The sequence below is a fragment of the Luteimonas sp. TWI596 genome (genome assembly GCF_039674105.1).
In the GTDB taxonomy this organism is placed as follows: Bacteria; Pseudomonadota; Gammaproteobacteria; order Xanthomonadales; family Xanthomonadaceae; genus Luteimonas.
Map to the genome: position 1 here is coordinate 185,839 of NZ_JBDJMU010000003.1, position 25,731 is coordinate 211,569.

Genomic DNA, 25,731 nt, shown 5'->3' on the forward strand with positions numbered 1-25,731 from the left:
CGCCATGGACATCCCGTATCGCCGTGCACGCGCAGTGCGTCCACTCGTTCTGGCGCTCGGCGCCTGCCTGATGGCCGCCGCCGCGCAGGCGCAGTCGCAAGCTGCGCCCGGTGCGCCACCGGCCGAGGCGCCGCCGACCGTGTTGCCCGCCGACCTGCCGGCCTACGGCGCCGACCGGCCGCTGCCCGAACTGGGCCTGGTCGAGCGCCGGCTCGACAATGGCCTGACGGTCTGGATCGTGCCGCGCGCGGGCGGCCTGCCGAAGGTCGACTACGTGCTGGCCCTGCGCGGCGGTCTGGCAAGCGACCCGACTGCGCTGCCGGGCATGTCGAACCTGCTCGCCGGCCTGCTGCAGGAAGGGACCGCGACGCGCACCTCGGTGCAGATCGCCGAGACGCTCGAACGTCTGGGGGCGTCGATCTCGGCCAGTGCGAGCAGCGACGGGCTCGTCATCGCCGCATCCGGTCTGTCGTCGTCGGCGCAGCCACTGGCGGCACTGTTCGCCGACGTGGTGCGCCACCCGGCGTTCCCGGCCAGCGAAGTGCAACTGGCCAAGACCAACGCGCTGCAGAGCCTCAAGGCGATGCAGGCGCAGCCGGCCTACCAGGCCAACCGTGCGATGGGGCGCGTGCTGTTTGGTGACCACCCTTACGGCAACACGCTGCCGACCGAGGCCAGCATTGCCGCCACCGACGTCGCGGCCCTGCAGGCCGCGCATGCCGCGCGCTTCCGACCCGAGCAGGCGTTGTTGGTGATCGCCGGCCCGCTGTCGGACGACGCGGCACTGGCGCTCGCGCGTGACGCGTTCGGCGACTGGGCGGGCCGCGGTGATGCCATCGCCGAGGTGCCCGCGCCCGCGGAGACCGGCCGGCCACAATTCGTCCTGGTGCCGCGCGCCGGCAGTGTGCAGTCGGCAGTGCGGATCGGCCGTCCGGCGTTCGCAGCCGACGACGCGCGGGCGATCCCCGCCGCGCTCGCCAACACCATCCTCGGTGGCGGTTTCGACAGCCGCCTGATGCGCAATCTGCGCGAGGACAAAGGCTATACCTACGGCGCCGGCAGCAGCTTCGGCCTGCGCGCACGGGGCGGGGCGTTCCAGGCCCAGGCCGACGTGCGCAACGAGGTCACCGGTGCGGCGATCGGCGAGTTCCTGGCCGAGTTCGAGCGGATGCGCGCCCGGCCCGTGCCGGAGGATGAGTTGCAGCGCGCCAAGCGCTTCACCGCCGGCACCTACCTGTTCCAGAACCAGTTGCAGGGGGCGGTGGCCTCGGCGCTGGCGTCCAACTGGCTACTGGGCCGGCCGGCCGATTACCTCAGCCGCTACGTCGAGCAGGCCAACGCGGTGACGGCGTCCGAGGTGCAGGCGGTCGCGCGCGCGTTCTTCGATCCCGCGCGCCAGAGCATCGTGGTCGTCGGCGACGCCGCGGTCGCCGGGCAACTGACGGCGTTCGGTGCGTTCAAGGCGGACGACGCGCCTTGAGGCGTGGGCGCCGGCATGTGCCGGCGTCGTTCAACGGCGCGGTGCGGCGCCGGCCAAGCGCCCGCCGCACCAGGCCAGGGGCAATGCGCCGATCGCGTCGAGCAGGGTCATCCACACCGGCTGCGGCAACAGCCAGGCGTTGAGCAGCACGGCGATCAGGATCAGCGCGCCGACCGTCAGTGCCATGCGCATCGGCCGTCGGCGCGCGATGCGGGCGGCGACCCAGCCGCCGCACAAGGCCCCGGCCAGCCAGCCGAGCGCGACCAGCAGCAACATGCCGGTCGGGGCGATCGCGAACAGATCGGTCGGTCCGGCATCGGTAGGCAGCGCACCGGCCGGCAGCGGGAACAGCCGCTTGCCGAGGAACTCGAAACCCAGCGCGACCGTCGTGGCGGCCAGCATGCCGAGCATCAGCGAGGACAGCGTGCGGATCGTCTGGCCACGCGGCGCTGCGCGGGCGGCGGCATCGTCGCGCACGCGCGCACCTGCGGGTTGCATGCGCTGGTGGGGGCGACGTGTCGGCACGGGACTCAGCGGGGGGGCGCCGCCGTGGGCGGCGGCTCGAAAGGAATGGTGTCGGGCGCGACCGCGCCACCGGAGATGATGAAGCTCATCGCCTGATCGACGGTCCAGTCGGTCGGCGTGACCTTGTCCAGCGGCACGATCTCCAGATAGCCCGAGGTCGGGTTGGGCGTGGTCGGCACGTAGACCGCCGCGAGCTCGCGGCCGGTGCCCTGTTCGCGGATCACCCGGGTCACGAAGCCGACCGATTTCATCTGGCTGTGCGGGAAATCGATCAGCACCACGCGCTGGGTGCCGTCAGGCTTGGTCTGCAGGATGTCGAGCAGCTTGCGTGCGCTCGAGTAGATGATGTTGGCCAACGGAATGCGGCGCACCAGTGCGTCGAGCCAGCCGAGCATGCGCTGCCCGATGACCCGGCGCGTCAGCCAGCCGACGGCGAGGATCAGCACGATCGTCGCGATCATCGCGACCGTCGCCTGCACCGAGGCGACGTTGATCCATCTCAGGGCCGGGAACGCGGCGGAGATGCCGTGCGCCAGGGGCACCACCCAGGGGGTGCTGATGTCCGACAACAGCACGAAGACGAACTTGACGACGATCCAGGTCAGCCAGATCGGCAGCAGCGTCAACAGGCCGGTGAGGAACAGGCGCTGCAGGCGCCCGCCCAGGGAGTGGGCACTCATGAAAGATCCGCAAAGCGAAAGGGGGGCGTCATCATGCCCGGGAAGTCATGGCAGATGTACCAGCCGGAAGCCGACGTCGTCGTAACCGCGCCGCGGGTCGAGGGCGCGGCTGTCGAGCGCGTCGCGCCGGCTGCGCCCGGCGGCGATGCGATCCTTGCATGCGGCCGCGCAGTCGCTGCGCCACTCCGCCGGTCCCTCGGCGGACGCAGGCGCCGCGGCGCCTTGTGCGGTGGAGGCCACCACGATGCTGCGACCCTCGCGTTCGCTGCGCCAGCGTGCGTAGTCGAGCGCGTCGTGCCAGGACACGCACACCACCGGATCGTTCGGCCCCTGGTCGAAGCCCGGCGACTCCCAGTCGCGCGGCGCCAGCGCACGCAGCACCGAGCCGCGCGCGCGGCACGGCGCCGACTTGCGCCCGGTCGCGGCGACGAAGGCCGCGTAATCGCCGCGGCTGACCGGCGCGTTGGCGATCGCGAAGCTGGTGTCGCCACTGCGCACCACCCGAGCGCCTCCGGGGATCTTGGCTGCGAGCGCGTTGAGGTCGGGAATGGCCTGGGCCTCGCGGCGCAGGCGCGCCTTGGTCGCGGTATCGAGCCCGATGGCGTCGGCGGCGGCCAGGCTGGCGATCGCGTCGTCGCGATCGACCGCGGTCACGGCGTCGGCGACGCGCGCCTCGATCGCATCGGCGACCTGCGCGCGCACCGGTTGCAGCGCCGCGACCTCCTCGGCACTGCCGGCATGTGCGCGTGCGGCCTGCAGCAGTTCGGTGGCCGCGTCGTCGTCGCCGCTGGCGATCAGCGTCCCGGCGCGGCTGCCGACCGCGGCGAAGACGCGCGCGGTCAGCGACGGCAGCCCCAGGTGCTGGGCATCGGCTGCGCGCGCGCGGCGCAGGCGCTCGAGCGCGTTGTCGTCGTGCGGTGCCGCCAGCCGTCCGGCCCGCAGTAGGCGCTCGGCGGCGGTGAGGTGGCGGTCGGCCTCCGACACCGGCGCGGCCTGCGAGGCTTCGATGCCGGCGGCGGCCGCCGTCGCGTCGGGATCGGCCTGCGGTGCGAGATCGGCATCGGCGTCGCCGTTGGCGGCTGCCTGGTGCGCGACCGGCGGCGCGCTCGCGCTCGATGCGGCCGGCGCCGCCTCGTCGGCCGCCGCGGTCGTGGCCGAGGGACGCTCCCAGGCGCGCCAGACGCCGACGCCGGCCAGCAGCACGACCGGCAGCGCCAGCCACGGCAACAGGCGGCGCCCGCCGCGGCCGATCCGGCGGATCTGCCCGGTGATCCGGGCCTCGCCATCGCGCTGGGGCACCTGCCCGAGCGCCCGCAACATCTGTCCGGCATCGGCGAACCGCCGCTTGGGCGACTTCGCCAGCGCCTGGTCCAGGAACCGCTGCCAGTGGCGCAGCTCGGGCGGCAGGCGCGGCACCGGGTTCTGCACGTGCGCCAGCGCCATCGACAGCGCGTCCTCGCCCTCGAACGGCAGTGCGCCGGTGAGCATTTCCCAGGCCAGCACGCCGACGCTGTAGAGGTCGGCGCGGAAGTCGACCTGCTGCCCGCGGGCCTGCTCGGGCGCCATGTATGCGGTGCTGCCCACCGCCAGCCCGACCATCGTCATCCGAGTGCCGTAGCCGCGGCGCAGTGCGATGCCGAAGTCCGCCAGCAGCGGCCGATCGGTTTCGTCGAACAGCACGTTCTCGGCCTTGACGTCGCGGTGGATCACCCCGCGCGCATGCGCATAGGCCAGCGCCGACAGCAGGGCGTGCAGGACCGTGCGGACCCGGGCCTGGTCGCCGCGCAGGTCGCGCTGGCCCAGGTGTCCATGCGGCAGGTGGGGCATCGCGTACCAGGGCAGCCCGTCGGCGGTGCGACCGACGTCGTGGATGCCGACGATGTTGGGATGCTCCAGGCGCGCGATCGTCCGCGTCTCGTTCTCGAACCGGCGTCGGCTGACCTCATCGGCCAGCGTCTCGGGACGCATGACCTTGATGGCGACATCGCGTCCCAGCGACAGTTGCGTGCCCAGGTACACCGTCGCCATGCCGCCGTGGCCGATGACGCGCAGCAGGCGATAGCCCGCGATCTGCGGCAGCGCAGGCGACTCGTATCCGCTTGTGGTCTGCGACATGCGTCTTCCCCGTGGCGCTACAGCATACCGAGCGGTCGATGGGTTGGGGCGTGGCGTGCGCGGATCAGGCAGGTGCGGGGGCGCTGCCGCGGTCGCGTTTGCGGCGCACATAGATCTGCTTGCGTACGCGGGCGACCGGTTCGCCCGCAGCGTCGACGACGTCGGTGGTGAACCAGCGCAGGTGCTTGTCGCCGTGCGCGGTCGCCACGCGGATCGCCTCGACCGTCGCCGCATCCAGATCGAAGGTGGCGTGCACGGTGCCGCGCCCGGGACGGATGAATTCGATCTCGGCGGCCTTGTCCCAGACCACGTAGTCGTCGCCGAGCGCGTGCAGCGTCATCAGCATCCAGAACGGGTCGGTCATCGCGAACAGGCTGCCGCCGAAGTGGGTGCCGACGTAATTTCGGTTGTACCAGTGCCGGCGCAGCTCGACCCGGGCATGCGAAAGCCCGGGCGTCAGCGCGGTGACGCGGATCCCGGTGAACAGGAACGGCGGCCAGAGATTGAACAGCAGGCGGGCGAGGCGCGGCGACATGGACGAGGGACGTGGCCAGGACGTTCGGACACTACCATACGCACCTGTATGTTTGCGCGGCGCCCGCACCGGGGCGGACCGATGCGGGCGTCGCGGCGTCGCGCTGTCAGAACAGCAGCGAGGCCATCTTCCTGCGGTAACGGCCGACGAGTTCGGCGTCGTCGACGATGCGGAATGCGTCGATCAGCGCCTTGCGCGGCAGGCCGTCCTCGAAGCTGCGGTCGCGGCGCAGCATCTCGATGAACTGCTCCAGGCCGTCTTGCGCATCCCCAGCGACGATCTGGCGCACGCCCAGCAGATGGCGGGCGCGCAGGTCCGCAGGATCGCGTTCGATCGCCGCCTGCAAGGCATCGGCGGGCGGCGCGTCGACCAGCAGCGCGGCAAACTCCAGACGTGCCCGGGCCTTCACGGCGCGATCGTCGGTGGCGAGATTGGCCGGCAGCCCGTCGAGCAGGCCTTCGGCTTGCTGTGCGGCGCCGGTCTGCAGCAGCGCCAGCGCCAGGTCGAGCCGCAGCTCCGCCTTGTCGGGCTCGGCGGCCACTGCCTCGCGCAGGCGCGCGACTTCGGCTTGCGGATCGAGCAGGGCGGCCTCCTCGGGCGACGCGGCGTCGCCCTCGGCCGGCACGATGCCGTGCCGCTGGAGGAACTCGCGCAACTGGCCTTCGGGCAGCGCGCCCGGAAAGCCGTCCACTGGCTGCCCCCCGGCGATCAGGAAGACCGTGGGCACCGAGCGGATCTGGAATGCCGCGGCGATCTGCGATTCCTTGTCGACGTCGACCTTGGCCAGGATGAAGGCGCCGTTGTACTCGGCTGCCAGCTTTTCGAGCACCGGACCCAGGGTCTTGCACGGGCCGCACCATTCCGCCCAGAAGTCCACCAGGACCGGCACTTCGAGCGAGGCCTGCAGCACCGCCGACTCGAAGGTCTCGGTGGTGACATCGACGATATGAGGCGAGCGTTCGGGAGTGGGGGCTTGGCCGTTGAGGAGCATGCGGTTTTCCGGTTGCGATCGGGGAGCCGCCGGAGCGGCCCGACTAGAGGTGGCGACGGTTGCGCAGGATACAAGCGCGACCTCGAGTGCAGCCTGTCGTGACCCTGGTCGACAGCGGCGCGGTGGCGTGCCGGGGCCTATCATCCGGGCCGGACAAGGCCGGAGTGGGGCGGATGGTGAGATCGGTGCGATGGCGATCGCTGGGGGCGGTGCTCGTGGCGCATGCCGCGACCTGGCTGGCGATGCTCGGCTTCGCGCGCTTCGTGGGCCTGGCGCCCGGTTTGCCGCTGGCGTTGCCAGGCGCGCACGGGCTGCCGCATGCGGGTGTGTTCAATCTGCTCGCGTTCGTGCTGCCCGGCCTCGCCCTGGCCGCGGTGGCGTGGCGCGCGCGCGCGCGCTGGTGGCCGGACGCGGGCCTGGCCGTCGGCATCGCATTGCGTCTGTGGCTGCTCGCGGCGGTGCTGTTCGCGCTGCAGGGCGCGCTGCCGCTCGATGCCGGCGACCTCGACGGTGGCGGCAGCCGGGCGCATGCGAGCGCGTGGATGCTGTGGGCGCTGGCCTTCGGCGCCGGCGCGGGCCTGGCCGTCGTCGTCGTGCCGGGTGTGCGGCTGGTCTCGCTGCTGGCCACGCTCGCGGTCATGGTCGCGCTGGCGTTGCCGGCGGTCGCGGCCGCCGGTGCGGCCGACCGCGTGCTGCTGCTGGCCTGGTGCGGCTGGACGGCCTGGCTGGCGTGGCGGTTGCCGCGCCGGGCCGGCTGACTCAGTCGCGCGTTACCGATGCGTCCGGCGTGCGGTACACGCGGCCGGCCTTCATCACGAAGTCGACCGCCAGCACCGCATTGATGTCGGCGACCGGGTCGCCGGGCATCGCGATGATGTCGGCGCGCCGCCCGGCTTCGACGAGGCCCTGGTCGTCGACGCCCAGCACCGTGGCCGCATGCAGCGTCGCCGACTGCAGCGCGTACGCCGCCGGGATGCCGGCCTCGACCATATAGACGAACTCGCGCGCGTTGTCGCCGTGCGGGCCCACGCCCTGGTCGGTGCCGAACGCGATCGGAACCCCGGCGCGGTAGGCGCGCGCTGCGGTGTCCTGGATCTGCGCACCGATCGTCGCCGCCTTCGGGCGTACGACCTCGGGAAAGTAGCCCGGTTCGCGCGCTTTGTCGGCGACGAAGCGCCCGGCGTAGATGGTCGGCACGTACCAGGTGCCGCGCTGCTTCATCAGTCGCATGACCTCCTCGTCCATGTGGGTGCCGTGTTCGATGCTGGTCACGCCGGCCAGCACCGCGCGCTTCATGCCCTCGGTGCCGTGGGCATGCGCGGCGACGCGATAGCCGTAGTCCTTGGCGGTGTCGACCACCGCCTGCACTTCGTCGACGGTGAACTGCGGCGCATCGCCGGACCGGGCGTAGCTGAGCACGCCGCCGGTGGCGGTGATCTTGATCACGTCGCTGCCGTCCTTGTAGCGCTGGCGCACGGCCTGGCGGGCGTCGTCGATGGAGTTGATCACGCCTTCGGTCGGTCCCGGCGGGCCGAGCAGGTGCGAGAGCATCGAGTTGTAGCCGTTGCTGGGATCGGCATGGCCGCCGGTGGTGGCGATCGACTTGCCGGCCGCGAAGATCCGCGGGCCGCGTACCAGGCCCTGTTCGATCGCATCGCGCAGATGCGGCGCGACTTCGCCGCCGAGATCGCGCACCGTGGTGAAGCCGGCGAGCAGGGTCTTTTCCGCGTAGCCAACCGAGCGGTAGGCGAAATCGACCGGGTCGAGGCGGAAACCTTCCGAATAGCTCTGCGGGCCGGACTGCGAGCCCAGGTGCACGTGCAGGTCGGTCCAGCCGGGCATGCAGGTGCGTCCAGCGAGCGCGATCGTGCGTGCCGGCTCCGCCGAGGCCGCATGACCGGCGGTGACCGATTCGATCCGGCCGTCGGCGACCACGACCGTATGCGCGCCGAGCACGCGCCCGCTGCGCGCATCGAACAGGCGCTCGCACTGCAGCGCGGTCCGGTCCTGGGCCTGCGCGGCCGGTGCGAGCAGGGCGGCGGCGAGCAGGGCGAGCACCGGGGACGGTGCGGTGAGGCGGAAGCGGCTGGACATGCGGCGGGCTCCGGACGGCCGGGACAGGAAGCCGGATTGAAGCACGATCGTGCGGCCTGTGCCGCAGCTTCAGTCGGTCTGCGAGGCGTGCAGCACGCGGTTGCGGCCTTCGGCCTTGGCGCGATACAGGGTCGCATCGGCGACCTGCAGCAGCAGTTCGGGCGTGGTGCCGTTGGCGGGGAAGGTCGCGATGCCGATCGACAGTGTCACCGGGCCGAGGGTCTGCCCCATGTGCTGCAGGCTGGAGATCTCGACCGCGCGGCGGATCTGCTCGGCGCGTACGCGCGCATTCGCCGCGTCGAGTTCGGGCAGCACCACCGTGAACTCTTCGCCGCCGTATCGGCAGGCGATGTCCTCGGTCCACACGCCGGCCTGGATCAGCCGGCCGACCTGGCTGAGCACGGCGTCGCCCGCGGCATGGCCGTGGGTGTCGTTGAAGCGCTTGAAGTGGTCGACGTCGAGCATCATCAGCGACAGCGGCAGGTTGCGGCGCTCGCAGCGCTGGAGCTCGCGCGCCAGGCTCACTTCGAGATAGCGGCGATTGAACAGCGAGGTCAGCGGATCGCGCAGCGACTGCGTGCGCAGGGTCTCGCGCAATTGCAGGTTGGCCAGCGCCAATGCCATCTGCTCCGACAGCGAGGCCAGGATCGCGGCGTCGTTGTCGCCGCTCGACGCATCGCTCGCCGCGCTGACGTGCAGCATGCCCAGCGACTGGCCCTGCGCGATCAGCGGCACGCACAAGGTCGACACGCCGTCCAGCGGCACGTCCCGATCGATGTGCGCGCAGCGCAGCCCGCCGCTGCGGCCGCGCAGGTAGTGCGGCTGGCCGCGGCGCAGGGCCCAGCAGTCGTCCTGGGTGACGGTGTCCTCGTGGCTGATCGGATGCTCGCCGAAGGTGGCGGCGCTTTCGAGGAAGTTCTGCGACGGGCGCGCCAGGTAGCAACGCCCGCTGGCGCCGGGCACCAGCTCGACGACCGCGCGCGTGGTCAGCGCGACGATCTCCTCGCGGCTCTGGCAGCTCTGCAGCATGCCCGCGTACTCGCTCTGGGTGTGCCGCTGTTCCGACAGCGCGTGCAGGTCGCGCATTGCGTTGCGCGCGTCGCGCTCGAGCAGGCGGTTGCGCTGGTTTTCGCGCCACAGGCTCCACAGCATGAAGATCAGCAGACCCAGCGCGACGACGAACGCCAGCACGATGAACACCACCAGCAAGGTCGCCCGCTGTTGGCTGGTGACCTGGCGTTCGGCCAACAGCCGGCTTTCCTCATCCATGATCTGCTGGCGCAATGCCGACATCGCGGTGGCGCGGCGCACGTTGTCGCTGATCCGCCGTTGGCGTTCTTGGTCGGGCAGAGCGGCCATTTGCACCGGGTCGAGCAGGATTTCCATCGTGCTCAAGTGCCGCTGCATGTCGGCGTCGAAGGTGCGCGCCAGCGCCTGCTGCGACGGATTGTCGGCTGTCAGCTCGATCAGCCGGCGACTGGATTGGCTGGCGCGCGCCACTGCGTCGCCGTACTCGGGACGGAAGCTCTCGCGGCCGGTCAGGCGGTAGCCGCGCGCCTTGGACTCGGCTTCGTGCAGCGCTGCCTCCGAGGCGACCAGCAGGTTGATCACCAGGTAGCTGTGTTCGAGCGACCCGTTCGCGCGCTCCAGGCCGCGCACGCCGTCGATCGCCGCGGCGGCGGCGCCCACCAGCAGCACGAACGCCAGCAGGATCGCGGGCAGGTGCAGGGCGCGGGATCGGGAGCGCGATGATGTCCTAGACATCAGGCCAGTCTAGCAGCGGCCCGGTGGCGCTGCGGCCTGCGTGGCGGACGCCGGGGCGCTGGGGTAGGCTTGCCGGCTGTCCTCCGCTCCGCAGAACCGTCCGTGTCCAGCGATCCCGCAGCTCCGTCGTCCAACGCCTATCAGCCTACCCGCGTCGAGGCCGACGCCCAGCGGTTCTGGACCGACACCCGTGCCTTCGAGGTCGTCGAGCGCAGCGACCGGCCCAAGTACTACTGCCTGTCGATGCTGCCCTACCCCTCCGGTGCGCTGCACATGGGCCACGTGCGCAACTACACGCTCAGCGACGTCATCAGCCGCTACCAGCGCATGATCGGCAAGAACGTGCTGCAGCCGATGGGCTGGGACGCGTTCGGCCTGCCGGCCGAGAACGCGGCGATCAAGAACGCGACCGCGCCGGCCAAGTGGACCTACGCCAACATCGACCATATGCGCGGACAGCTGCAGGCGCTGGGCTATGCGATCGACTGGGGCCGCGAGTTCGCCACCTGCAGCCCGGACTACTACGTGCACGAGCAGCGCATGTTCGTGCGGCTGATGAAAAAGGGTCTGGCCTACCGCCGCAATGCGGTCGTCAACTGGGATCCGATCGACCAGACCGTGCTCGCCAACGAGCAGGTCATCGACGGCCGCGGCTGGCGCTCGGGCGCGGTGGTGGAGAAGCGCGAGATCCCGCAGTGGTTCCTGAAGATCACCGACTACGCGCAGGAACTGCTCGACGGCCTGGACACGCTCGAGGGCTGGCCGGATTCGGTCAAGACCATGCAGCGCAACTGGATCGGCCGCAGCGAGGGGTTGGAGATCACCTTCGCGGTCGACGGCGAAGCGACCCCGCTGACCGTCTACACCACGCGTCCCGACACGCTGATGGGCGTCACCTTCCTGAGCATCGCCGGCGAGCACCCGCTGGCGCTCAAGGCCGCGCAGGACAATCCTGAGCTGGCCGCGTTCCTGGCCGACCTGCGCCAGGGCGGCGTGTCGGAGGCCGAGCTCGAGGCCCAGGACAAGCGCGGCATGGCGACCGGCCTGTGGGCGATCCATCCGGTCACCGGCGAGGATGTGCCGATCTACGTCGCCAACTTCGTGTTGATGGGCTACGGCACCGGCGCGGTGATGGCGGTGCCTGCGCACGACCAGCGCGACTGGGAGTTCGCCAAGGCCTACGGCCTGCCGGTGCGGCCGGTGATCGTGCCGCTGGCAGTACGCGATGCGTTGCGCGAGGTGATCGGCGACGTTGCCCACGACGCCGACCCGTTCCAGGCCGCGTTGGCCGGCGGGTCGGTCGATGCCTACGACACCTCGGCGGCGGTCGCGGTGGTTCGCGACTATCTCGACGGCATCGAGCAGCGCGGCGCCTACACCGAGCGCGGCGTGCTGATCAATTCCGGTCAGTACGATGGCCTGGATTTCGACGGCGCCTTCGATGCGCTGGCCGCGTACCTGGGCACGCAGGGGCAGGGCGCACGCAAGGTCAACTTCCGGCTGCGCGACTGGGGCGTGAGCCGCCAGCGCTACTGGGGCTGCCCGATTCCGGTGATCTACTGCCAGGCCTGCGGCGCGGTGCCGGTGCCGGAGGACCAGTTGCCGGTCCTGTTGCCCGAGGATGTCGAGGGCGCGTTCGCCAACCCGGGCGTCGTGCAGTCGCCGATCAAGTCCGATCCGCAGTGGCGCAAGACCACCTGTCCGGACTGCGGCGGCCCGGCCGAGCGCGAGACCGACACCTTCGACACCTTCATGGAGTCGAGCTGGTACACCGCGCGCTACACCTCGCCCGGCGCTGCGGACATGGTCGACGAGCGCGCCAATTACTGGATGCCGGTCGACCAGTACATCGGCGGCATCGAGCACGCGATCCTGCACTTGCTGTACTTCCGCTTCTACCATCGCCTGATGCGCGACGCGGGCCTGGTGCAGGGCGACGAGCCGGTCCGCAACCTGCTGACCCAGGGCATGGTGATCGCCGAGACGTTCTATCGGGAGCAGGCCAACGGCGGCAAGGACTGGATCCGCCCAGCCGACGTCGAGGTCTCGCGCGACGACAAGGGCCGTATCGTCGGTGCAGTGTCCAGGCTCGACGGCGCGCCGGTGCAGGTGGGCGGCGTGGAGAAGATGTCCAAGTCCAAGAACAACGGCGTCGATCCGCAGTCGATGATCGACAAGTACGGTGCCGACACCGTGCGCCTGTTCTCGATGTTCGCCGCCCCGCCCGAGCAGTCGCTGGAATGGAACGAGGCCGGCGTCGAGGGCATGGCGCGCTTCCTGCGCAGGCTGTGGACGCAGGTCCAGCGGCACGTCGAGGCCGGCCCGGCCGGCGCCTTCGACGTCGCCGCCGCCACCCCGGCGCAGCGGACGCTGCGCCGGCAACTGCACGAGGCGATCCAGAAGGTGGGCGACGACTATGGCCGCCGCCACAGCTTCAACACCGCGATCGCGGCGGTGATGGAGTTGTTCAACCATGTGCAGAAATTCGAGGCCGACGACGCCAACGCACGCGCGTTGCTGCAGGAGACCTTCTCGACGATCGTATTGCTGCTCAATCCGATCACCCCGCACATCGCGCACGCGCTGTGGCAACTGCTGGGCCACCCCGAGACACTGCTCGAGGACCAGCCGTTCCCGCGCGTCGACCCGGCCGCGCTGGCCCGCGATGCGCTGACCCTGGCCATCCAGGTCAACGGCAAGCTGCGTGGGACGATCGAGGTCGCCGCCGATGCCGCCAAGGACGCGGTCGAGGCGCAGGCCTTGGCCGAGCCCAACGTGGCGCGCTTCCTGGCACAGATGACCGTGCGCAAGGTGATCGTCGTGCCGGGCAAGATCGTCAACATCGTCGCCGCCTGAACCTGCCGGGGCGGCGCGTCCGCGCGCCGCTTGCCGGCCAAGACCGCCTCGTCCAGACTCCGCCCATGAGCATCCTTCGCCCGGTTTCCCTCCGTCTGGCCGCCGTCGCTGCGGTTCTTGCGCTGACCCTGTCGGCCTGCGGCTTCCATCTGCGCAACGCACTGACGCTGCCGGCGGAGCTGGGGCCTGTGGACATCGTCTCGTCCGATCCCTACAGCCGGCTCGCGCGCTCTGTGGAGCGCGCGCTGGCCGCGGCCGGCGCGCAGATCGCCGAGGAGGATGCGGTCGACGTCGCGGTGCTCGACATCCGCTCCGAGCGCTGGGCGTCGCTGCCGGCCAGCCTCGATGCCCAGGGCCGCGCGCAGGAGTACACGCTGCGCTACGCGGTGGTGTTCACGATGCGCGACGCCGACGGCCGGGACATCGTGCCCCAGCAGGCGATCGAGCTGGCGCGTGACTATCTTGCGTTGCCGACCGACTCGATTGGCGCCGATTCCGAGCGCGAGCTGCTGTCGCGCGAGCTCGAGCGCGAGATGACCGCCTCGATCATCCGCCGCATCGACGCCGTGTTCCGCAACCCGCAGGAACGCGTGCGCAATTGATGGCGGCGGCCCCGGCCAGCGGCGTGTCCCCGCCGTGGAACTGACCCCCGAGCGCCTGCCCGCGCAACTGGCGCGCGAGCCATTGCGGCCGGCCTATCTGATCGCCGGCCCCGAGCCGCTGCGTGTGCTCGAGGCCGCCGACGCGGTCCGGGCCGCGGCACGGGCCCAGGGCGTGTCCGAGCGCGAAGTCTTCGAGCCCGAAGGCCGCGATGTGGACTGGAACGCGCTCGAAGCCACGTTCCGAGCGCCGAGCCTGTTCGCCAGCCGACGGCTGGTCGAGCTGCGCCTGCCCACGACCAAGCCCGGCAAGGAGGGCGCGCAGGTCATCGCCGGCTTCTGCGCCGATCCGCCGGCTGACGTCACCTTGCTGATCACCGGCGGCGAATGGAGCCGCCAGCACGGCGGCAAGTGGAGCGAGGCGGTGGCGGCGGTCGGGCATCTGGTCGTCGCCTGGCAGGTCAAGCCACACGAACTCGAAGGCTGGATGGAGGCGCGCCTGCGCAGTCGCGGCGTGCCCGCCGAGCGGGCCGCGGTGCAACTGCTGGCCGAGCGCGTCGACGGCAACCTGCTGGCTGCAGCGCAGGAGGTCGACAAGCTCGCGCTGCTGGCCGACGGCCAGCCGCTGGATGTGGCACGGATGCAGGCGCTGGTCGCCGATGCCGCGCGTTACGACGTGTTCCGGCTGCTCGATGCGACGATGAACGGCCAGCCGGCGCAGGCTGCGCGGATGCTGGCGGGCCTGCGCGCCGAGGGCGCGGCGATTCCTGCGCTGATGGGCATGATCGTCATGGAGCTCACGCGCGCGGCCAGCCTGGCACAGGTCCAGGTGCGCGGCGGCAACATGGCGGCCGAGTTCAAGGCCCAGCGCATCTGGGACGCGCGCCAGGCCGGCTACCGGCGTGCGCTGCAGCGGCACCCGGCTGCGCGTTGGGACCGCTTCGTCGCCGAGGCCGGCCGGATCGACCGGATCGCCAAGGGGCGCGGCCGGCCGGGGATCGACCCGGCCGACGCCTGGCTCGCGCTCGAGCGGCTGCTGATCGCGGTCGCCGACGCCCGGGCCGGCGCGCTGCTGGCGGCCTGACCCCGGCGATGCTCTACCTGGTCTACGGCGGCACCTTCGATCCGCTGCATTGCGGCCATCTGGCGATCGCGCGGGCCGCGCGCGACGCGCTGGGCTGCACGGTCCGGCTGATGCCCGCTGCCGACCCGCCGCATCGCGCGCCGCCCGGTGCCGATGCCGCGCAGCGCGCGGCGATGATCGCGCTGGCGATCGACGGCGAGCCGGGCCTGCTGCTCGATCCGGAGGAACTGCAGCGTGGCGGCCGCAGCTACACCGTCGACACCTTGGCCGCGCTGCGCGCGCGCCTGGGCGATGCCCGGCCGCTGGCCTGGCTGGTCGGTGCCGACAGCCTGCTGGGCCTGCCCGGCTGGCATCGCTGGCAGGCGCTGTTCGCGTTGGCGCACCTGGTGGTCGCCGAGCGTCCAGGCAGCGGCCTGGACGGTGCGCTGGCGCCGGCGTTGGCGGCCTGCCTGGCCGATCGCTGGACCGATGACCCGGCGGCGCTGTCGGCGACCCCGGCCGGGCGGGTACTGCGCCTGCGCCAGCCGCTGCATCCGGTCTCGGCCACGCAGGTGCGCGCACGGGCGGCCGCCGGTGCACCGCTGGTGGGCCTGGTGCCTGACGCGGTGGCCGCATTCATCCAGGAGAAGGGGCTGTACCGGCCGCCGCCGGGCGCTCCGCTATAATCCACGCCGCACTTTCCGAGTCCCGATCCCTTGTCCGATACCGCCCACGTCATCAAGACCCGTCTGCCCGAGCCGCCGCCGGCGGCAGATGTTCTGCTCCGCACCGCGCTCGACGCGGTCGACCACCTCAAGGCCGTCGATGTCGTCGATATCGACGTGCGGGGCCGCAGCAGCGTCTGCGACTTCATGGTCGTCGCCTCCGGCACCTCCAGCCGCCACGTGAAGTCGATCGCCGATGAGGTCGTCAAGCGCGCCAAGCAGCTTGACTGCCAGCCGCTCGGCGTCGAGGGCGAACGCGAGGCCGAGTGGGTGCTCGTCGACCTGGGCGATGTGGTCGTGCACGTCATGCTGCCGCGCGTGCGCGAGTTCTACGCGCTCGAGCGCCTGTGGACCGTCGGCGACCAGCCACCGGGCGCCGGCGAGCCGCGCAGCGACGGGTGAATCGGCGTTCGGCCCCGGCCGATGGCCGTCTGCCGCGCATGACTGCATGAAGGCCCGACTGGTCGCGGTCGGCGAGCGTGCCCCCGGCTGGGTGGTCGATGGCTTCGGCGAGTACCGCAAGCGCCTGTCGCACTGGTTGCCGCTGGACCTGGTCGAGGTCGAGCCGGGCCTGCGCGGCAAGGGCCGCGACACGGCGCGTGCGATGGCCGACGAGGGGGCGCGCGTGCTCGCCGCGCTGCCACGCAATGCGCTGGTGGTGGCGCTCGACGGCCGCGGCCGCATGCATTCGTCCGAGGACCTCGCCCAGCGGCTGGAACACTGGCGGGCGCAGGGGCGGGATCTGGCCTTCCTGATCGGCGGACCGGAAGGCCACGCCGATGCGGTGCTGGCGCGCGCCGACGAGCGCTGGTCGTTGGGGCCGCTGACCTTGCCGCACATGCTGGTGCGACTGGTGCTGGCCGAACAGCTCTACCGCGCTGCGGCGATGCTGGCCAACCATCCCTATCACCGCGCTTGACGGCGGCGCTCGCGCGGCGTCAAGCGCGCATAGGGGGCGGCGCTACAGCCGTGCGTCGACCTCGTCGGCCGGCAGGATCGCCTTGACGTCGAACAGCACCGCGCCGGGCTTGCCGTAGGCGCGGATGCCTGCACTGCCGAGTTCGCGGAACTGGCTGTGGGCGACCGCCAGCACGATGGCGTCGTAGGCGCCCGCCTCGGGCACAGCGACCGGGCGCAGGCCGTACTCGTGCTCGGCATAGGCCGGGGCCACCCAGGGGTCGTGCACGTCCACTTCGACGCCATAGCTGCGCAGTTCGGCGACGACGTCGACCACGCGCGTGTTGCGCAGGTCCGGGCAGTTTTCCTTGAAGGCCAGGCCCAGCACCAGCACGCGTGCGCCGGCGGTCTGGATACCGCGCTGCTGCATCAGCTTCACCAGCCGCTGGGCCACGTGCAGGCCCATGCTGTCGTTGATGCGGCGTCCGGCGAGGATGACCTCCGGGTGGTAGCCGATCTGCTGGGCCTTGTGGGTGAGGTAGTAGGGATCGACGCCGATGCAGTGGCCGCCGACCAGGCCGGGGCGGAACGGCAGGAAGTTCCATTTCGTGCCGGCTGCTTCGAGCACCTCGTAGGTATCGATGCCGAGCCGCTCGAAGATCAGTGCCAGTTCGTTGACCAGCGCGATGTTGACGTCGCGCTGGGTGTTCTCGATGACCTTCGCCGCCTCGGCCACGCGAATGCTCGAGACCCGGTGCGTACCGGCCTGGACGATGTCGCGATACAGCGCATCGACAAAATCGGCCGCCTCAGGCGACGAACCGGCGGTGACCTTCAGTGTGTTCTCCAGGCGGTGCAGCTTGTCGCCCGGGTTGATGCGCTCAGGGCTGTAGCCGACATGGAAGTCGTCGCGGTAGCGCAGGCCCGAGGCCTGTTCGAGGATCGGGACGCAGACCTCCTCAGTCGCGCCCGGATACACCGTGGATTCGTAGATCACCACATCGCCGGCCGCGAGCGTCGCGCCGACCGCGCGGCTCGCGCTTTCCAGCGCCGACAGATCCGGGCGGCGGTAGTCGTCGACCGGCGTCGGCACAGTGATCACGTGTACGTTGCAGCGCGCGAGCGCTGCCGGGTCGGCGCTGTAGTGCAGGTGGCTCGCCGCGCGCAGTTGGTCTTCGGACAACTCGCGGGTATGGTCCTGCCCGGCCTGCAACTGCTCGATGCGCGCCTGGTCGATGTCGAAGCCCAGCGTGGGATGGCGCCGCCCGAACGCGACCGCGAGCGGCAGGCCGACGTATCCCAGGCCGACGACGGAGATACGGATGTCGTCGCGTGCGGGTGGCGTTGCGCTCATGGACGAGGGGACGTTCGGGAAGAGGACAGCGCAGTTTAGCGCAGCGCCCCGGGGCGACCGGGTCAGCGCTGCGCGAGCCAGTCGGCGATCATATCGGGCCGCTGCATCCAGGCGAAATGATCGGCGTCGATGCCCAGCGCCTGGGCATCGAAGGTCGCGATCGTCGGCGCCGGGGTGGCGAGCTTGCCGAGCAGGTAGCGCAACGAGGAGGCCGGGGCCATCCAGTCGTCGACCAGCACGGCGGCCGCGACCGGGACATCGACCCGATGCAGCGCGGTGTCCAAGTCCAGGTCCAGGCCGGCGGCGCAATAGCGGCCCGACAGCCCGCTGCGCGTCCAGTCGGCGATGACGCCGCGGGCCTCATTGCCGCCGAAGCCGAGCCGGCGACCGGGCAGTGCGCCGTTGACCCGCGACAGCCAGGCCAGGAACCGGTAGAGCGCCGGCAGCGCGAGCGCGCGCGGGCCGGAGAACGCGCGCCAGTACGGCGCGCCGCTGGCGACCAGCCACAGCGCCTGCGCCGCGTCGGGTCGACAGGCCAGATGGCAGCAAGCGAGTTGGCCGCCGAGACTGTGCCCGCCGACGATGCGGCCAGCATTGGGGACGGCCGTGCGCATCGCCGCCTCGCTGCAGGCGATGTCGGCCAGCAGTTCGCGATAGCCCCAATCGACGTGTCGTCCTGCACGCAGCGCGCTTGCGCCGATGCCGCGCCATTCGTGCAGGAACACCGCGATGCCCCGCGCCGCCAGGCGTTCGGCGAACGGCAGGTAGTGGCGCGCCGCCACGCCCAGCGCGGGCAGCCAGAGCAGGCTGCGCTGTGGCACAGCCGGCACGCGCGCGATCAGTTCGTAGCGATGGCCGTCGCCTGCGACCAGGGTCAGGGGCGGCGACGGCGTGCTCATCGGGCGATCGGCCCCAGGTGGCCGAGCACGCTGACCGCGCTGCGCCCTGGCCGGTAGGCGTCGCGCATCGTCGCGTGCACGTAGTCGATGCCCTGGCGGCAGGCGTCCGCCGCCGACGCGCCCAGCGCCAATTGCGCGGCGATCGCCGACGACAGCGTGCAGCCGGTGCCGTGGCCGTCGATCGCCAGGCGCGGCGCGCCGTGTTCGAACTGCGTCTGCGCGTCGGCGTAGCGGTCCACCACGCGGTCGCCCTCGTCGAGGTGGCCGCCCTTGAGCAGCACGCCGCGCGCACCGAGCGCGCGCAGCTCGCCCAGTGCGGTGCGGGCGCGGGCGGCATCGGCGATCGGCGAACCGAGCAGCAGTTCCGCCTCGGGGATGTTGGGGGTGAGCACGGTCGCACGCGGCAGCAGCCGGGTGCGCAGGGCTTCGAGCGCATCGTCGTCGAGCAGCTTGGCGCCGGAGGTCGCGATCATCACCGGGTCGAGCACCACCGGGACGTGCGGATGTGCGGCGAGCGCGTCGGCCACCGCGACCACGATCGACGCGGTGGCGAGCATGCCGATCTTCACCGCGCGCACGTCGAAGTCGTCGAAGCAGGCGTCGATCTGCGCCTGCAGGAATGCGACCGGCGGCGCGTGCACCGCACTCACGCCGCGGGTGTGCTGCGCAGTGAGCGCGGCGATCGCCGACAGGCCGTGCACGCGGTGCGCGGCGAAGGTCTTCAGATCGGCCTGGATGCCTGCACCGCCGCCCGAGTCGGAGCCGGCGATGGTGAGCGCGGAAGGGGCGCGAGGGGTGTCGGACATGGCGCTATTCTGCCGCAACGCCCTGTGCGCACGGGCAGACGTTCACTCGACGCGGCGCGTAGCGCGCACCAGCGTCCAGTGCCGGTAGCCCACATAGCTCAGACCGGTCAGGCCGGTCAGCGCCGCCGGGATCAGCAGTGCGTGGTAGTGCAACGCCCGGAACAACCAGGTGCCGAGCACGCCGCCGCCGAGGAAGCCGGTGATGATCAGTCCGCTGAGCGTGAGCCGGCGCATCGGCAGTGGTTTGCCGCGGATCAGATGGCCCAGGCCGATGCCAAGGTCGGTGAACATGCCGCTGAGATGGGTCGTGCGCACGATCGCGCCGCTGTAGGTGGTCACCATCGCGTTCTGCAGGCCGCAGGCCATTGCCGCCAACAGCGCGCCGTGGAGGGGCTGGGACGAAAACAGCGGGACCGCGGCCAGCAGCAGCGCCGACTCAAGGGCGAGCGCGACGCCATAGCGTCGTCCCAGGCGCAGCGCACTGTCCTGGATGATCAGGCCGCTGAGCATCGCGCCGATGCTGAAGGCGATCAGCATCGCCCACAGATGGCGCACCGAGCGCCAGTCGCCGTCGGCGAGCGCGGCGCCGAGCAGGCTGGTGGTGCCGGTGAGATGGCTGACGGCCAGATGCTCGAAGCCCAGGTAGCCGGTCACATTGACCATGCCGGCGATGCACGCCAGCGTCACTGCGCCCACCCAGACCCAGCGTGGCAGCTGCATCCCCATCGCCTCAGCGCACCGCCTTCGATGGTCGGAACGGGCTCATGCCGGGTCCTTGAGCCGCACACCGCGGCCACGCCCATGGCTGGGGCGGTCGTTGCCGATCAACTCGACGCCTGCCGCTTCCAGCGCGTCGACGATCTTGGTCAGCGTCGCGATCGACCCGCGCACATCGCCGGCGCTGGCCTCCATGCGTTGGATCGTCGGCAACGAGACGCCCGACAGCGCCGCCAGCATTCGCTGGTCGAGACCGAGCAAGGCACGCGCGGCGCGCAGCTGGGTGGCGGAGATCACGGCGGCGGCCCTGGGCGCATGCCGGCATGTTGCATCGCAGCGAAAGCCGATGCAAGCCAGAGCGGTTCAAATCGATGGCTGATACATCAATCCAGCCGTCACAGCCCTGGTTGGAGGTGGCGGGTAGCGAGCCGCGGGATGCCGACACCCGCAGCGCGGGTGCCGGCGTCGTGTGGACCCCAATCGGTCGGGCACATCCCGGCTGATGGCTGGGGTCAGAGGACCTCGGACGCGAAATCGGCCAGGCGCGAACGCTCGCCGCGGCGCAGCGTGATGTGCGCGCTGTGCGCCCAGTGCTTGAAGCGGTCCACCGCGTAGGTCAGGCCCGAGGTCGTCTCGGTCAGGTAGGGCGTATCGATCTGCTCGACGTTGCCCAGGCACACGATCTTGGTCCCTGGGCCTGCGCGGGTGATCAAGGTCTTCATCTGCTTGGGCGTGAGGTTCTGCGCCTCGTCCAGGATCAGGTAGCGGCTGAGGAACGTGCGTCCGCGCATGAAGTTCAGCGAGCGGATCTTGATCCGCGACGCCAGCAGGTCGTTGGTCGCCGCGCGGCCCCAACTGCCGCCGTCCTGGTTGTGCGTGAGCACCTCGAGGTTGTCGGTCAGCGCGCCCATCCACGGCGTCATCTTCTCTTCCTCGGTGCCGGGCAGAAAGCCGATGTCCTCGCCGACGCTGACCGTCGCGCGGGTCATGATGATCTCGCGATAACGCTGCTGGTCCATCGTCTGCGCCAGACCCGCAGCCAGTGCCAGCAGGGTCTTGCCGGTGCCGGCGGTCCCCAGCAGCGTGACGAAGTCGACATCCGGGTCCATCAACGCGTTGAGCGCGAAGTTCTGCTCGCGGTTGCGCGCCAGGATGCCCCAGACCGCATGCTGGTTGTGGCGGAAGTCGTCGACGATCTGCAGCGTCGCGCGGCCGTCCTCGACCGCCACCACCCGGAACTCCGATTCTTCGTCCCCGGGCAGGTACAGGAACTGGTTGGGATACCAGCCGTCCTCCTCGTCTGCGGCGAGTTCGTAGAACGTGCGGCCCTTGTCGGTCCACGAGCGCAGATCCTTGCCGTGCCGGGTCCAGAAGTCCTCGGGCAATGCGGTCGCGCCGGTGTAGAGCAGGCTGAAATCGTCGAGCGCGCGATCGTTCTCGTAGTCCTCGTTGGCGATGCCGGCGATCGCGGCCTTGATCCGCAGGTTGATGTCCTTGGAGATGAACACCACCGTGCCGTCGGGCGCCTCGCGCTTGAGTGCGAGGATCGCGCCGAGGATGCGGTTGTCGGGGGCGACCGCGCCGAACGAGGTCTTGTCCTCCTGGGGCACCGTGGTCTGGAAGCGCAGGTGGCCGACGCTGGCCGCGCCACGCAGTTGCAGGCCCTGGGGGCGGGCGAGCGGCAGGCCCGAGGCGATGCGCTCACTGCCCGAGGCTTCGATCAGCTCGTTGATGAACCGGCTGACCTGCCGGGCATTGCGGCTCGATTCGCTGGTGCCCTTCTTGGCGTTGTCGAGCTCTTCGATCACCTGCATCGGCAGGTAGACATCGTGCTCCTCGAACTTGAACAGCGCCGTGGGGTCGTGCATCAGCACGTTGGTGTCGAGGACGTAGACACGCTTGCCTTGGGTCATCATCGTGGTCGCGGCGCTCCGTGGCGGGGCGGGGAGGGAGACAGGGTCGAGGCCAGCATCCGCGCCGGCGGTCGAGAACGGGTGAGGCCGGGCAACCGGCCGATATCGATCGCGCACGGCGCCGCCGCCATGGCCCGGAATCCGGGACGGCGGCCGCCGGGGCGGGCAAGGGCGATCACCGGGATTGCGCGGCCTGCAGCGCGTCGAACACGGCCTGGGCATGGCCGGCGACGCGGACCTTGCGCCATTGCGCCTCGATGCAGCCCGACGGGTCGATCAGGAACGTGCTGCGCTCGATGCCCAGCACCTTGCGACCGTACATGGTCTTTTCGCGGATGACGTCGAATGCGCGGCACAGCGCCTCGTCGGCATCGCTGACCAGCGGGAAGGCGAAGCCCTGCTTGGCGCAGAAGTTGTCGTGCGCGCGCACCGAATCGCGCGACACACCGAGCACGTCCGCCCCCAGCGCATGCAGGCGCGGCAGCAGCGCATTGAAGTCCAGGCCCTCGGTCGTGCAGCCGGGCGTGGCGTCCTTGGGATAGAAGTACAGCACCAGCCAGCGGCCCGCGTAGGCGGCGAGCGTGGTGGTCGTACCGCCGGACAGGGCCAGCGGCAGCTGCAGTGTCGAGGCGGGGAGAGGTGTGGCGCTCATCGAACAGTCGGCCGTTCCATGCCGGTGGCGTTGCGCATCACGATGCGCGATGCCGATGCGGGAGGCAAGCGGTGCGCCATCGGCATCAGAACTTCATCGGGTCCATGATGGCGTCGAGATTGAGGTGGTCGCAGAACTCGAGGAAATCGTCGCGCAACGCGGCGATGTGCATGTTCGACGGAATGCCGATGGTGACCTGGGCCGAGAACATGTCCGCGCCGGTCTGCATCGCGCGATAGCGCGAGGAGTGCAGGCTCTCGATCGTGATGCCCTGGCGGTCGAAGAAATCCGCCAGTTGATACAGGATGCCCGGCTTGTCGGCCGCGACGACTTCCACCACGTAAGGCAGCAGGTTCGACTGCACAGGCTTTGGGCCGGTGCGGTACCAGATCAGTTTCAGGCCTTCCTCGCGCTCCAGGCGGGTGAGCATCGCCTCGAGCTTGGCGACCGCGTCCCATGGGCCATTGGCCAGCGCGGTGACCGACACATCGCGACCCACGGTGGACAGGCGGGTGTCGACGAGATTGCAGCCGCTGTCTGCGATCCGCCGCGACACCGACAACAGCGGCGAGGCCGGATGCGTGGTGTAGGCGTTGATGAGCAGGTAGTTCTCGTTCGGCGCAGGCCGTGAAGCGGTATCGGAATCGGTCAAGGCGGCGTCCGCGGCGGGAATCTGTTCGACGGCAAGCGCGTCGAGGGCGACTGGAGGGTGAACGGCGACCCGGCCGGGGCCGGTGCCGCGGTCAGCATACTTGCCCGCGCTTCGCGGCCGCAAGTAACATCGGCCGGCATTTTCCGCGTGTTTCCGCCGTTCGTGCGCCCAACGGGCGCGTTCCGGCGACCGCGGTCGCCCCGTCCCCAAGCCCTGGATGCCTCATCTTGCGACTCTCCGGCAGCATCACCGCCCTTGCCACCCCGTTCTCGCCCTCGGGCGCGCTCGACCGGTCGGCGTGGAAACGCCTGGTGGACGCACAGTTGGCAGCGGGCACCCAGGGGCTGGTGGTCGCCGGCTCGACCGGCGAGGCGGCGACGCTGGAGGACGAGGAATACGACTGGCTGATCGCCACCACGGTCGCGCAGGTCGCCGGCCGCGTGCCGGTACTGGCCGGGACCGGTCAGCCGGGCACGGCGAAGACGGTCGCGCTGACCCGTCGGGCGGCGGCGCTCGGCATCGATGCGGCGCTGGTCGTGGTGCCGGCGTACGTGCGCCCGACCCAGGCAGGTCTGGACGCCCATTTCCGCGCAGTCGCCGACGATGGCGGCGTGCCGGTGCTGCTCTACAACGTGCCGGGGCGGACTGGTACCGACCTGTTGCCCGAAACCGTGACCGGGCTGGCGACGCATCCGCGCATCGTCGGCATCAAGGAGGCGCACAACGGGCAGGCGCGCATGCAGGCGCTGCTGGCGCTGCAGGGCGAGGGGTTCTCGGTGCTCAGCGGCGACGATCCCACCGCTGCGCGCGCGATGCTGGCCGGTGCCGACGGCACGATCTCGGTGGTGTCCAATATCGTGCCCGCCGCGTTCCGTCGCCTGTGCGATCTGGCGCGGGCCGGGCGTGCGGACGAGGCCATGGCCTGGGATGCACAACTGCAGCCGATCCACGCGTTTTCGGGCATCGAGTCCAATCCGATCCCGGTCAAGGCGGTACTGGCGCGCCAGGGCTTCGGCCACGGGCTGCGCCTGCCGTTGACCCCCCTGGCCGAGGCGCATCGCGCGCAGGCCGACGACGCGACGCGACTGGCGGCGGACCTGGAAGGGTCCTGCCGCGCGCGCGCCGCCTGATTTCCCAGGAGAACTCCACCCATGCGTCGATCCCATTCCCCCATCCGTTACGTCGCCATCGCCGTCCTGGCCGTCGCGGTCGTGGGCGCCAGCGGCTGCCGCTGGTTCAAGAAGGACAACGCGCTGTATGCGCAGAGTCCCGAGAGCCGGCCGCTCGAAGTGCCGCCGGACCTCGACCAGCCGCGCACCGATGGCGCGATGGCGTTGCCGCCGGCCGGCGGCTCGGCGACCCAGTCGGCGACGGTTGCGGCCGCCTCGTCGAATGTCGCCTTCACCGTGGCCGGCGAGCGCGACGCGGTGTTCGCCCGCGTCGGTCAGGCGTTGGCGGGGGTCGAGGGTGTGACCGTCAACAGCCAGTCGCAGGCGCTGGGCACCTACGAGGTCGCCTATGCGGGCAGCCAGTTCCTGGTGCGCGTGGGTGCCGGGCAGGGCGGGGCGACGGTGTCGGCGGTCGATCCGCGCGGTGTCGCGGCGAGCGGCGCAGGCCCCGAGCGCGTGATCGCGGCGCTGCGCGCGGCGCTGGCCAACTGAGGCTGGGCGTCGGTCCCTTCGGGCCGGTCCGCAAACGCAGAACGGGCGCCTCGCGGCGCCCGTTCTCGTTGCGATGCCGGACCGGTCGGCTCAGCGTTCGAGCAGCGGCAGCTTGCCCGGCTTGCCTTCCCAGTCCTTGGCGTCGGGCAGCGGGTCCTTGCGCGTGGTGATCACCGGCCAGACCTGGGCCAGTTCGGCGTTCAGCGCGACGTAGTGTTCCTGGCCGGCGGGGACATCGTCCTCGGGGTAGATCGCGTTGATCGGGCACTCGGGCTCGCACAGGGTGCAGTCGATGCACTCGTCCGGGTCGATGACCAGGAAGTTCGGGCCCTCATGGAAGCAGTCCACCGGGCAGACTTCGACGCAATCGGTGTACTTGCACTTGATGCAGTTTTCGGTGACGACGAAAGGCATGGAGATCTTCGAACGCGCGGCAATGCGTCAAGTTTAAGGCAGGGCTCCGCGCTGCGGTGGAAAGGATTCGCATTTGCGCGTCCAGGACGTGATGTTGGACGAGCGAAGAAGCGCTTGACTGACACGACGGCGCGGCGTCTTCGGACGGGCAGCGGCCGACCCGCCGGAAGCCGCTCTTCCCTCGGTCAGGACATCCTGTCCTGACTCGGGCGCGCGCCATCGGCCGGCCGTCCGCTGATGCGGACGTTTGCAACCCGACTTCGGAGCGTCGAGGCAGGGCCGAATCCGGGATCAGAGTGCAATTTCGCTTGGCTAAATTGCACTCTGACCCCGGTTTTG

26 protein-coding genes are annotated in these 25,731 nt (G+C 70.8%); 10 read left to right on the forward strand and 16 right to left on the reverse strand.

Annotated features, from left to right (window positions below; genetic code table 11):
- Positions 1 to 4 precede the first annotated feature (4 nt).
- On the forward strand, positions 5 to 1,480 hold the full coding sequence (locus tag ABE487_RS03525) for a pitrilysin family protein (protein ID WP_346452620.1): 1,476 nt from the start codon (positions 5 to 7) through the stop codon (positions 1,478 to 1,480).
- A 30-nt stretch (positions 1,481 to 1,510) separates the two neighbouring features.
- Here the strand turns inward: ABE487_RS03525 and ABE487_RS03530 are convergent, their stop codons facing one another.
- The 5 genes from ABE487_RS03530 to trxA form a co-directional block, all read right to left on the reverse strand.
- Positions 1,511 to 1,978: a hypothetical protein gene (locus ABE487_RS03530; RefSeq protein WP_346446596.1), complete on the reverse strand. Its 468-nt coding sequence runs from the start codon at positions 1,976 to 1,978 to the stop codon at positions 1,511 to 1,513.
- Positions 1,979 to 2,010: 32 nt separating this feature from the next.
- The gene (locus ABE487_RS03535; protein WP_346446595.1) at positions 2,011 to 2,685 is read right to left on the reverse strand and encodes a DUF502 domain-containing protein; all 675 of its coding nucleotides are present in this window, start codon (positions 2,683 to 2,685) and stop codon (positions 2,011 to 2,013) included.
- A 45-nt stretch (positions 2,686 to 2,730) separates the two neighbouring features.
- Positions 2,731 to 4,800: a bifunctional serine/threonine-protein kinase/formylglycine-generating enzyme family protein gene (locus ABE487_RS03540; RefSeq protein ID WP_346443877.1), complete on the reverse strand. Its 2,070-nt coding sequence runs from the start codon at positions 4,798 to 4,800 to the stop codon at positions 2,731 to 2,733.
- 64 nt (positions 4,801 to 4,864) lie between these two features.
- Positions 4,865 to 5,335: a DUF4442 domain-containing protein gene (locus ABE487_RS03545; RefSeq protein ID WP_346443879.1), complete on the reverse strand. Its 471-nt coding sequence runs from the start codon at positions 5,333 to 5,335 to the stop codon at positions 4,865 to 4,867.
- Positions 5,336 to 5,441: 106 nt separating this feature from the next.
- Positions 5,442 to 6,326, reverse strand: coding sequence for a thioredoxin (trxA, locus tag ABE487_RS03550; protein ID WP_346446591.1), 885 nt, complete (start codon positions 6,324 to 6,326; stop codon positions 5,442 to 5,444).
- 185 nt (positions 6,327 to 6,511) lie between these two features.
- Between trxA and ABE487_RS03555 the strand changes: the two genes are divergently transcribed.
- On the forward strand, positions 6,512 to 7,084 hold the full coding sequence (locus ABE487_RS03555) for a DUF998 domain-containing protein (RefSeq protein WP_346446589.1): 573 nt from the start codon (positions 6,512 to 6,514) through the stop codon (positions 7,082 to 7,084).
- Between the two features lies 1 nt (position 7,085).
- Here ABE487_RS03555 and ABE487_RS03560 read toward each other — a convergent pair whose 3' ends face one another.
- Together ABE487_RS03560 and ABE487_RS03565 are read right to left on the reverse strand one after the other, a co-directional pair.
- Positions 7,086 to 8,420 carry an amidohydrolase family protein gene (locus ABE487_RS03560; RefSeq protein WP_346443884.1) on the reverse strand — a complete coding sequence of 445 codons (1,335 nt, stop codon included), beginning with the start codon at positions 8,418 to 8,420 and terminating at the stop codon, positions 7,086 to 7,088.
- Positions 8,421 to 8,489: 69 nt separating this feature from the next.
- On the reverse strand, positions 8,490 to 10,184 hold the full coding sequence (locus ABE487_RS03565) for a diguanylate cyclase (RefSeq protein ID WP_346452621.1): 1,695 nt from the start codon (positions 10,182 to 10,184) through the stop codon (positions 8,490 to 8,492).
- Positions 10,185 to 10,286: 102 nt separating this feature from the next.
- On the opposite strand from ABE487_RS03565, the gene leuS reads away from it, so the two are divergent.
- The 6 genes from leuS to rlmH all read left to right on the forward strand — a co-directional run bounded on the left by leuS (position 10,287) and on the right by rlmH (position 16,346).
- The gene (leuS, locus tag ABE487_RS03570) at positions 10,287 to 13,040 is read left to right on the forward strand and encodes a leucine--tRNA ligase (RefSeq protein WP_346452622.1); all 2,754 of its coding nucleotides are present in this window, start codon (positions 10,287 to 10,289) and stop codon (positions 13,038 to 13,040) included.
- Between the two features lie 65 nt (positions 13,041 to 13,105).
- Positions 13,106 to 13,642: an LPS assembly lipoprotein LptE gene (gene lptE / locus ABE487_RS03575; protein WP_346443890.1), complete on the forward strand. Its 537-nt coding sequence runs from the start codon at positions 13,106 to 13,108 to the stop codon at positions 13,640 to 13,642.
- 34 nt (positions 13,643 to 13,676) lie between these two features.
- Positions 13,677 to 14,723: a DNA polymerase III subunit delta gene (gene holA / locus ABE487_RS03580; protein ID WP_346443891.1), complete on the forward strand. Its 1,047-nt coding sequence runs from the start codon at positions 13,677 to 13,679 to the stop codon at positions 14,721 to 14,723.
- A gap of 8 nt (positions 14,724 to 14,731) precedes the next feature.
- A complete protein-coding gene (gene nadD / locus ABE487_RS03585) occupies positions 14,732 to 15,388 on the forward strand; it encodes a nicotinate-nucleotide adenylyltransferase (RefSeq protein WP_346443893.1) in 657 nt (218 codons plus the stop codon).
- A 30-nt stretch (positions 15,389 to 15,418) separates the two neighbouring features.
- Positions 15,419 to 15,829: a ribosome silencing factor gene (rsfS, locus tag ABE487_RS03590; RefSeq protein WP_337244929.1), complete on the forward strand. Its 411-nt coding sequence runs from the start codon at positions 15,419 to 15,421 to the stop codon at positions 15,827 to 15,829.
- A 46-nt stretch (positions 15,830 to 15,875) separates the two neighbouring features.
- Positions 15,876 to 16,346, forward strand: a complete 471-nt coding sequence (rlmH, locus tag ABE487_RS03595) for a 23S rRNA (pseudouridine(1915)-N(3))-methyltransferase RlmH (RefSeq protein WP_346443894.1) — start codon at positions 15,876 to 15,878, stop codon at positions 16,344 to 16,346.
- Between the two features lie 42 nt (positions 16,347 to 16,388).
- Here rlmH and ABE487_RS03600 read toward each other — a convergent pair whose 3' ends face one another.
- The 8 genes from ABE487_RS03600 to ABE487_RS03635 form a co-directional block, all read right to left on the reverse strand.
- Positions 16,389 to 17,678, reverse strand: coding sequence for a nucleotide sugar dehydrogenase (locus ABE487_RS03600; RefSeq protein ID WP_346446580.1), 1,290 nt, complete (start codon positions 17,676 to 17,678; stop codon positions 16,389 to 16,391).
- Between the two features lie 62 nt (positions 17,679 to 17,740).
- A complete protein-coding gene (locus ABE487_RS03605) occupies positions 17,741 to 18,577 on the reverse strand; it encodes an alpha/beta hydrolase (protein ID WP_346452623.1) in 837 nt (278 codons plus the stop codon).
- A complete protein-coding gene (thiD, locus tag ABE487_RS03610) occupies positions 18,574 to 19,383 on the reverse strand; it encodes a bifunctional hydroxymethylpyrimidine kinase/phosphomethylpyrimidine kinase (RefSeq protein ID WP_346452624.1) in 810 nt (269 codons plus the stop codon). The genes ABE487_RS03605 and thiD overlap by 4 nt, the downstream gene beginning before the upstream one ends.
- 42 nt (positions 19,384 to 19,425) lie before the next feature.
- Entirely contained in the window at positions 19,426 to 20,109 is a 684-nt protein-coding gene (locus ABE487_RS03615; protein WP_346443900.1) for a YoaK family protein, read from the reverse strand.
- Positions 20,110 to 20,145: 36 nt separating this feature from the next.
- Positions 20,146 to 20,397, reverse strand: a complete 252-nt coding sequence (locus ABE487_RS03620) for a helix-turn-helix transcriptional regulator (protein WP_346443902.1) — start codon at positions 20,395 to 20,397, stop codon at positions 20,146 to 20,148.
- Positions 20,398 to 20,612: 215 nt separating this feature from the next.
- On the reverse strand, positions 20,613 to 22,013 hold the full coding sequence (locus ABE487_RS03625; protein ID WP_346444018.1) for a PhoH family protein: 1,401 nt from the start codon (positions 22,011 to 22,013) through the stop codon (positions 20,613 to 20,615).
- 175 nt (positions 22,014 to 22,188) lie between these two features.
- On the reverse strand, positions 22,189 to 22,665 hold the full coding sequence (locus ABE487_RS03630; RefSeq protein WP_346446575.1) for a peroxiredoxin: 477 nt from the start codon (positions 22,663 to 22,665) through the stop codon (positions 22,189 to 22,191).
- 85 nt (positions 22,666 to 22,750) lie between these two features.
- Positions 22,751 to 23,338: a glycine cleavage system protein R gene (locus ABE487_RS03635; RefSeq protein WP_183426267.1), complete on the reverse strand. Its 588-nt coding sequence runs from the start codon at positions 23,336 to 23,338 to the stop codon at positions 22,751 to 22,753.
- Positions 23,339 to 23,544: 206 nt separating this feature from the next.
- Between ABE487_RS03635 and dapA the strand changes: the two genes are divergently transcribed.
- Together dapA and ABE487_RS03645 are read left to right on the forward strand one after the other, a co-directional pair.
- Positions 23,545 to 24,447: a 4-hydroxy-tetrahydrodipicolinate synthase gene (dapA, locus tag ABE487_RS03640; RefSeq protein ID WP_346452625.1), complete on the forward strand. Its 903-nt coding sequence runs from the start codon at positions 23,545 to 23,547 to the stop codon at positions 24,445 to 24,447.
- Positions 24,448 to 24,468: 21 nt separating this feature from the next.
- The gene (locus ABE487_RS03645) at positions 24,469 to 24,978 is read left to right on the forward strand and encodes a hypothetical protein (RefSeq protein WP_346452626.1); all 510 of its coding nucleotides are present in this window, start codon (positions 24,469 to 24,471) and stop codon (positions 24,976 to 24,978) included.
- Positions 24,979 to 25,068: 90 nt separating this feature from the next.
- Here the strand turns inward: ABE487_RS03645 and fdxA are convergent, their stop codons facing one another.
- Entirely contained in the window at positions 25,069 to 25,392 is a 324-nt protein-coding gene (fdxA, locus tag ABE487_RS03650; protein ID WP_346443910.1) for a ferredoxin FdxA, read from the reverse strand.
- Between the last annotated feature and the right edge of the window lie 339 nt (positions 25,393 to 25,731).